Origin of the sequence: Microbispora sp. ZYX-F-249 (genome assembly GCF_039649665.1) — a bacterium.
Classification (GTDB): Bacteria; Actinomycetota; Actinomycetes; order Streptosporangiales; family Streptosporangiaceae; genus Microbispora; species Microbispora maris.
In genome coordinates, this window is sequence record NZ_JBDJAW010000089.1 from 1 (window position 1) to 7,566 (window position 7,566).

At 71.0% G+C, this 7,566-nt stretch carries 4 protein-coding genes; 1 reads left to right on the top strand and 3 read right to left on the bottom strand.

Annotated elements, in window-relative coordinates; all coding sequences use genetic code 11:
• Positions 1-4,538, bottom strand: a 4,538-nt coding sequence (locus tag AAH991_RS39430; RefSeq protein ID WP_346231071.1) for a ThuA domain-containing protein, incomplete at its 3' end; no start/stop codon positions are given.
• Between the two features lie 238 nt (positions 4,539-4,776).
• Between AAH991_RS39430 and AAH991_RS39435 the strand changes: the two genes are divergently transcribed.
• A complete protein-coding gene (locus tag AAH991_RS39435) occupies positions 4,777-5,634 on the top strand; it encodes a YqjF family protein (protein WP_346231072.1) in 858 nt (285 codons plus the stop codon).
• Here AAH991_RS39435 and pdhA read toward each other — a convergent pair.
• Together pdhA and AAH991_RS39445 are read right to left on the bottom strand one after the other, a co-directional pair.
• Positions 5,601-6,686, bottom strand: a complete 1,086-nt coding sequence (pdhA, locus tag AAH991_RS39440; protein WP_346231073.1) for a pyruvate dehydrogenase (acetyl-transferring) E1 component subunit alpha — start codon at positions 6,684-6,686, stop codon at positions 5,601-5,603. The two genes, AAH991_RS39435 and pdhA, sit on opposite strands and share 34 nt — an antisense overlap.
• Positions 6,687-6,851: 165 nt before the next feature.
• Positions 6,852-7,463: a TetR/AcrR family transcriptional regulator gene (locus tag AAH991_RS39445; RefSeq protein ID WP_346231074.1), complete on the bottom strand. Its 612-nt coding sequence runs from the start codon at positions 7,461-7,463 to the stop codon at positions 6,852-6,854.
• Positions 7,464-7,566 lie beyond the last annotated feature (103 nt).

Genomic DNA, 7,566 nt, shown 5'->3' on the forward strand with positions numbered 1-7,566 from the left:
GCGTCGGAGTCGTTGACCGCCGTCACGGCGAGGTACACCGAGGTGCCGATGCAGCGCGGCGCGGCCGTCACGGTCAGCTCGACCCGCGGGTCGTCCTTCGGGCCGCGGACGAGCGTGAAGTCGTCCACGTCGAAGTTCGCCCCGGTGAACACCAGGTAGAGCTTCACGCTGCCGGAGGGGACGTTCGTGAGCGGCGTCGAGACGTCCGCGTACGACTCCCACCCGCCGGTGTTCGGCACGGTGACGGTGCCGAGCACGGGGCCGGTCGGGGAACCGGTCCTGATCTCGAAGCCGCCGCTGGGGTCGGGGGAGGCCACCCGGGCCGTGAAGCGGGTGACGCCGGTGAGGTCCACGTCGTACGCCGCCCAGTCGCCGGGGTTGACGTAGCCGAGCACCGTGCCGCCGTGCGCGGGGGCGTGGGGGTAGGTGTCGACGCCGTTCGCCTCGGTCCAGCTCTCGGCCTGGACGGTGACGTCGCCCTCCGCCGGGCCGAGCTCCTTGATGCGGATGTTCCGGAACGCCACCTCGTCGCCGTCGCCGTGGTTCTGGATGCCCACGTAGCCCTGCTGCAGGGACCGCTTCGGGTCGGTGTTGACGAAGTCGTTGATCTTCACGCCGTTCAGGAAGATCTGCAGGCGCTCGCCCTCCACGCGGATCTCATAGGTGTTCCACTGCCCCGGCGGGTTGAGCGCGGCGTCACGGGCCTTGAGGTCCGCCGACTGGAAGCCGTAGACCGACCCGGTCGTCTTCTCCGGAGCGTCCGTGGCGTCGATCTGGATCTCGTAGCCGTTGTCGACCGCCGACCACGGGTCGTCCGAGGCGGGGAAGCCGACGAAGACGCCCGCGTTGTCGTCGCCGCGCATCTTCCAGTCGAGCTTGAGCGAGTAGGAGTGGAACTCCTTCGCCTTGTACCAGAACAGCCCCAGGCCGCCGTGCGAGGTCAGGGTGCCGTCGGCGTTGGTGAACCCGCCGGGCCCGGCCTGCTCCCAGCCGGTGGTGCTGCCGTTGTAGAGCGTCGTGTAGCCGGTCTCGGGACGGCAGTCGGCCTTGAGCTCGCCCATGGCGTACCTGATGCCGCCGAGCAGGTGCTGCCGGAACTCCGGCTCGGCGAACGAGGACGCCGTGTGCCCGCCGCCCGTGTAGAACGACCGGCCGCCCTGATACTCCTTGCACCAGGCGATCGGGTGGTCGTCGCCCATCTTCCCGCCCGAGTACGACTTCTCGTCGAGCGTGGCCAGCACGTGCGCGGTGCTGCGGGCGTTGGTCCGGTAGTCGTACCACTCGTCGGTGCGCGTCCACGTCGGCCCGAGGTGGGCGGTCGCCGGGTGGGCCCGGTCCTCCACCTTCACGGTCGCCTGCTGGACGGCGGGGTGGGAGGCGAACCACGCCCCGACCAGGCCGCCGTAGAACGGCCAGTCATACTCGGTGTCCGCCGCGGCGTGGATGCCCACGTAGCCGCCGCCCGCCTTGACGTACGCCTCGAAGGCCGCCTGCTGGGCGTCGTTCAGCACGTCGCCCGTGGTGCTGAGGAACACCACGGCCTTGTACTTCGCCAGGTTCTCGGCGGTGAAGACGGCGGGGTCCTCGGTCGCGGTGACCTTGAAGCCCAGGTCCTTGATGGCCTGGACGCCCGCCGGGATCGAGTCGTGCCGGAAGCCGGCCGTGCGGGAGAAGACCAGGACCTCGCCCTCGGCGCTGCCCGGGGTCGCCGTCGTCCACTTCTGCGCGTCGCGGCCGTCACACGTCCTGATGACGATCTGGGCGGGGTCGGTCGCGTCGAGGCACTTGCCCGACTGGGGGTTCTTGATCGTGCCGTCCGTGCCGACGGTCCAGATCTGCGCGCCGACGCCGGAGACGCAGTCCCAGATCTGCACCCGCGTGCCGTCGGCGGTGCCGCCGTTGGACACGTCGAGGCACTTGCCGAGCGAGCGGAGGGTGTTGCCGCTGACGGTCCAGACCTGCGCCCCCGTCCCGTTGCACTCGAAGAGCTGCACCTTGGTGCCGTTGGCGGGGTCGGCGTTCGCGACGTCGAGGCACAGGCCGGCGGCGCCGACGATCGGCGCCGGGCTTCCGCCGGCCGGCGGCTCCGCCGTCAGCGTGAAGTCGTCCAGGTCGAACAGCGCGCCGTCGTGGCCATGGAAGACCAGGTAGAGCTCGGTCGTCCCGGCCGGGGCGTTCGACAGCGGCGCGGACACGTCGGTGAACGTCTCCCAGCTTCCGGTGACGGGCACGCTCACCTTGCCCAGCAGGGTGCCGGTCCGCGAACCCGCGCGCACCTCGATGGTGCCGCCCTTCCCGCCGGAGGAGACCCGGGCGGTGATCCCCTTGGCCTTGGTCAGCTCGTAGGGCTTGAAGGAGATCCAGTCGCCGGCGTTGATGTCACCCACGGTCTTGCCGCCGTGCGCATTGCTCTTCCCGATCGGGTTGACGCCCTGGGAGGCCGCGTAGTGCTCGGCCTGGCGGTGCCGCGGCTGCAGGATGTGCTGCGTGTGGGTGGTCAGCCCGCCCTTGTCGGTGTATTCGGCGTCGAACACCGCGAAGATGTTCGCCGCGTCGTCGTGCTCGCCGTCGACCGGGATGGTCAGCTCGCCGGAGCAGCCGGTCTTCGAGGAGATCTGGTGGCCGTGGCTGTCGTGGCCCAGCACGTAGGTCATCTTGACCTTCGTGCAGTCGATCGCGCCGTCCTCGGGGTCGGTGACCTTGATCGAGAAGGGGATCGAGTCGCCCCACTGGAACAGGCTGCCCGCCGTGGGGGTCTCGATGGTCACGGTCGGCGCGGTGTTGCCCGCCGTGACGACCACGCTCGCGCTGCCGCTGTTACCCGCGGGGTCGCGCACGGTGAGCGTCGCCGTGTACGTGCCCTCCTTGTCATACGTCTTGACCGGGTTCGCCTCGGTGGAGGTGGTGCCGTCGCCGAAGTCCCAGGCATAGGTGATCGTCGCGCCCTCGGGGTCGGCGGAGCCGGCCGAGGAGAACGTGACGGTGAGAGGCGTCTTGCCCGACGTCTTGTCGGCCTTGGCCACGGCGATAGGGGAGCGGTCGCGGCCCTTGATGTACTCGTAGCGGTACAGCGCCGAGTTGGCGTCGCCGTTGAAGTAGCCGGTGCCGTAGTCGAGCACGTACAACGCGCCGTCCGGGCCGAACGCCAGGTCCATCACCTGGGTGCCGGTCCAGGGGAAGCCCACGATGGCGCCGGGCGTCCCGTCGGCCTTCACGTCGATCGCCTTGATCCACTGGCGGCCGAGCTCACCGGCGAAGAAGTGGCCGTCCATGTCCTGCGGGAACTTGACCGCGGACTTCAGGTCGGCGTCGTAGCGGTAGACCGGCCCGCCCATCGGCGACTCGGAGCCGCCGCCGAACTCGGGCGGAGAGCCGGCGTCGCCGCCGTACCTGATCCACGCGGGCTGGGCGGGCGGCAGCGTGCGCTGCCCGGTGTTGCGCGGGGAGGCGTTGACCGGCCCGCCGGCGCAGTCGTACTTCGCCCCGGAGGGACCCGAGGGGAAGGTGAACGTGTTGTAGGTCTCGACCGGGGTGTTCGTGCCCGTGCAGTACGGCCAGCCGTAGTTGCCGGGGCGGGTGACGCGGTTGAACTCGACCTGGCCGCTCGGCCCGCGGTCGGGGTCCGTGGTGCCCGCGTCGGGACCGTAGTCGCCCACGTAGACGACACCGGTGGCCTTGTCGACGCTCAGCCGGAACGGGTTGCGGAAGCCCATCGCGTAGATCTCGGGCCGTGTGTCCGGCGTGCCCGGCGGGAACAGGTTGCCCTCGGGGATGTCGTAGGTCCCGTCCGGCTTGACCTTGATGCGCAGGATCTTGCCGCGCAGGTCGTTGGTGTTGCCGGAGCTGCGCTGGGCGTCGTACGCCGGGTTGCGGTCGGGCCGCTCGTCGATGGGGGAGTAGCCCGACGAGTCGAAGGGATTGCTGTCGTCGCCGGTCGACAGGTAGAGGTTGCCGTCGGCGTCGAAGTCCATGTCGCCGCCCACGTGGCAGCAGATGCCGCGGTCGGCCGGCACGTCGAGGATCTTGACCTCGCTGCCCTTGTCCAGCGTCCAGTCGGGCTTGATCGTGAACCTGGACAGCCGGTTCACGCCCTTCCAGGCGGAGAAGTCGGACGCGGTGGCCGGGGCGTCGCCGTCGGGGGTGTCGAGGCGGGGAGCGTAGTAGAGGTAGACGAACCGGTTGGTCGCGAAGCCCGGGTCGGCCGCGACCCCCTGGAGGCCCTCCTCGTCGTGGGTGTAGACGTTCAGCGTGCCGACCACGCTGGTGTCGCCGCGGGCGTCGGTGCGCCGCAGGACTCCGTCACGCGCGGTGTGGAGCACCGAGAGGTCGGGCAGCACGGCCATCGTCATCGGCTCGCCCATCTCGGCGACGCCCTTGGCCATCTCCACGCGCTGGTAGTCGGCGGCGTCGACGGGCGCCGTGTGTGCCTGGGCCGGCGCGGCCGGGGTGAGCACGGTCAGGCCCGTGAAGGCCAGGAGTAAGGCACAGGTCTGTGCGATCCGTTTTCTTGCGCGATCGGTCGGCCGCCTGGGGGGCATGGCGGAGGTTCCTTTCGTCGGTGCGGTAGGCCCGGCATGGTCCCGGGCGTGCGATCCCGCCTCACAGATCCACCTGGAAGCGGTGATCGCACCGAACGTAAGCTTCTTTTGCCGCATTGGGAAGATAGTTCGGTGAAAAGTGGATAACTTTCGCCGGGCATGGCGAAAGTTCGTGTGCCGGCCGACGCCGTATCCGCGACCACGTGCCGTCACGGGTCTCCCGGGTAGCAACCCGGGCATGGTCTCCGCAACGGCAGGACGGGTCGAGCGTCCGGTGATGTACCACCACTGGTCCGACATCACCTTCATCCACTGGAGATATCCGCCCGAGCTCGTGCAGGCGTTCCTGCCGGACGGGCTCACCGTCGACACCTACGAGGGGGCCGCGTACGTCGGGCTCACGCCGTTCCTGATGCGCGGCGTGCGGGCGCCCGGGCTGCCGCCGCTGCCGGGGCTGTCGCGCTTCCCCGAGACCAACGTGCGCACCTACGCGCGGGACGCCCGGGGGCGCGGCGGCCTGTGGTTCCTGTCACTGGACGCAGGGAACCTGCCCGCCGTGCTGGGCGCCCGGGCCGCGTACGGGCTGCCGTACTACTGGTCGGACATGTCCGTGACCGGCGAGGGGGCGCGGCGCCGTTACCGCTGCGCGCGCCGGTGGCCGGACCCCTCCGGGGCGCGGTGCGACGCCGACGTCGACCTCGGGGCCGTGCTGAGCGAGGCCGAGCGGGACGGGCTCGCGGACTTCCTCGTCGAGCGGTACCGGCTCTTCACGGTCGTCGCGGGTCGCCTGGTGACGGCGCAGGTGGAACACCCGCGCTGGCCTCTCCACCGGGCCCGGGTGTCCGGGCTGACGCAGGGCCTGCTCGAGGCGGCAGGACTGCCCGCGCCCGACCACGATCCGCTCGTCCACGCGTCTCCCGGCGTGCCCGTACGAGTCGGCATGTGGCGTCCGGCCGACCGTCAGCGGACCGCGGCCTCGTCCCGGAGCGCCGCGAGAATCCCGTTCAGCGTCTCCGGCGCTTCGACCCGGGGGCAGTGGCCGGCGCTTCCGCCGGGCGCGGGTCAGGCGCGGGGCTCCTCGAAGCGGTCGAGGTAGGCGGCGTACCAGGCCCGCTCCTCCTCCACCAGCGCGTGCCGGTCCGCGTAGACGTGGTCGAACATGGCGTCCACCGGCGGGTCGGGCATGGCGATGACCCCGTCGCGCAGTTCGAGGGCCATGCGGTCCCCCTCCTCCTCGACCTCGGTGAAGAACGCCTCGTCGGCCATGCCCTCCCGCAGCAGGTACGCCCGCAGGCGTGCGATCGGGTCCTTCTTCCGCCACGCGTCCACCTCCTCGGCGGGCCGGTAGCGCCCCGGATCGTCTGAGGTGGTGTGCGGGCCCATCCGGTAGGTGTACGCCTCGATGAGGAACGGCCCGCCCCCGGAGCGTACGTGCCGCAGCGCGGCCCTCGTCACGGCGAGACAGGCCAGCACGTCGTTGCCGTCCACCCGTACGCCGGGGAAGCCGAAGCCCCGGGCGCGCTCGTAGATCGGCGCCCGGCTCTGCCGCCCGACGGGGTGGGAGATGGCCCACTGGTTGTTCTGGCAGAAGAACACCACCGGCGCGTCGAACACGGCCGCGAAGTTGAACGCCTCGCTGACGTCCCCCTCGCTCGCCGCGCCGTCGCCGAAGTAGGCCACGACCGCCGAGTCGTCGCCGTCCCTGCGGACCCCCATGGCGTACCCCACGGCGTGCAGCGTCTGTGCGCCGAGCACGATCGTGTAGAGGTGGAAGCGCGTCTCCCGGGGGTCCCAGCCGCCGTTCGTCGTGCCGCGCAGCATGCCCATGAGCGTGAGGGGCGCGATGCCCCGGCACCAGGCCACGCCGTGCTCCCGGTAGGAGGGGAAGACGTGGTCGTCCGGCGCGAGCGCCCGGCCCGAACCGATCTGGGCCGCCTCCTGCCCCAGACAGGGGATCCACATCCCCAGCTCGCCGAGACGCTGGAGGGCGAAGGCCTCCCGGTCGATCCGGCGGACCAGCGCCATGTCGCGATACAGCCCCCGATAGTGGCTCTTCGGCAGATCCAGGTCGTACTCGGGGTGCGCGACACGCTCGCCTTCGGGCGTGAGCAGCTGGACCAGATCTTCGGCCTCGTCCTGGCGCCGCACGTCGTCTCCTCTCTGACAACGGTGACCGCTGCCGGCGCCTCCATCACCGCGAGGTCGTCGGCGCCGTGCGAAGCCAATCATTGCGGCTGTCCGGCCCCCGGGATCACACGGCGTGCCCGCCACGCCGATGAGCTGCGCTTTCCCGCCGGCAGCGAGAGATGAGGGTCAGCCGGGCGCGGTGGCCGGCCGCAGTCCCGCGAAGACGACCGCGAGCGTACGGGCCCGCAGCTCCGGCTCCCACCGGATGTGCAGGGACGCCTGGCACAGGCCGATCAGCAGGGCCATGACCTCCGGCGCCCGGACGTCGGACCGTACGGCCCCGGCCTGCTGGGCCCTGCCGACGAGCACCTCGACGGCCTCGCGCAGGGCGAGGACCGGCTTGGCGACGGTGACCGGGATGCCCGCCTGCGCGAGCAGGTCGACGACGGTCTTCTGCTCCGCGGCCTGCTCGACGGTGCGGGTGAAGAAGGTGAAGAGGGCGGTGGCGGGGTCGCCCTGCGCAGCGAGCGCGCGGGTCTCCTCGGCCAGCCTCACGGCGACCGCGTGCATGATCGCCTTGAGCAGGGACTCCTTGGTGGGGAAGTGCCGGAAGACGGTCCCGATCCCGACCCCGGCCTTCTGTGCGATCTCCTCGGTGGAGGCGGAGGGGCCCTTGGCCGCGAAGACGGCCTCGGCCGCCTCCAGGATGCGCGTCCGGTTGCGCTGGGCGTCGGCGCGCAGCGCTCTCACCGGCCCGGCGGAGGCGTCCGGCTCGGGAACGCGCTGATCGTTCGGCATCCCTCGGCTCTCCCACGCCTCGATTGACATCCGGATTCGCCGCTTCATAGCCTATAACCGAAGTGGAGACTCCGATTGTAGGTCACGCCGCAGCGAGGGGTGC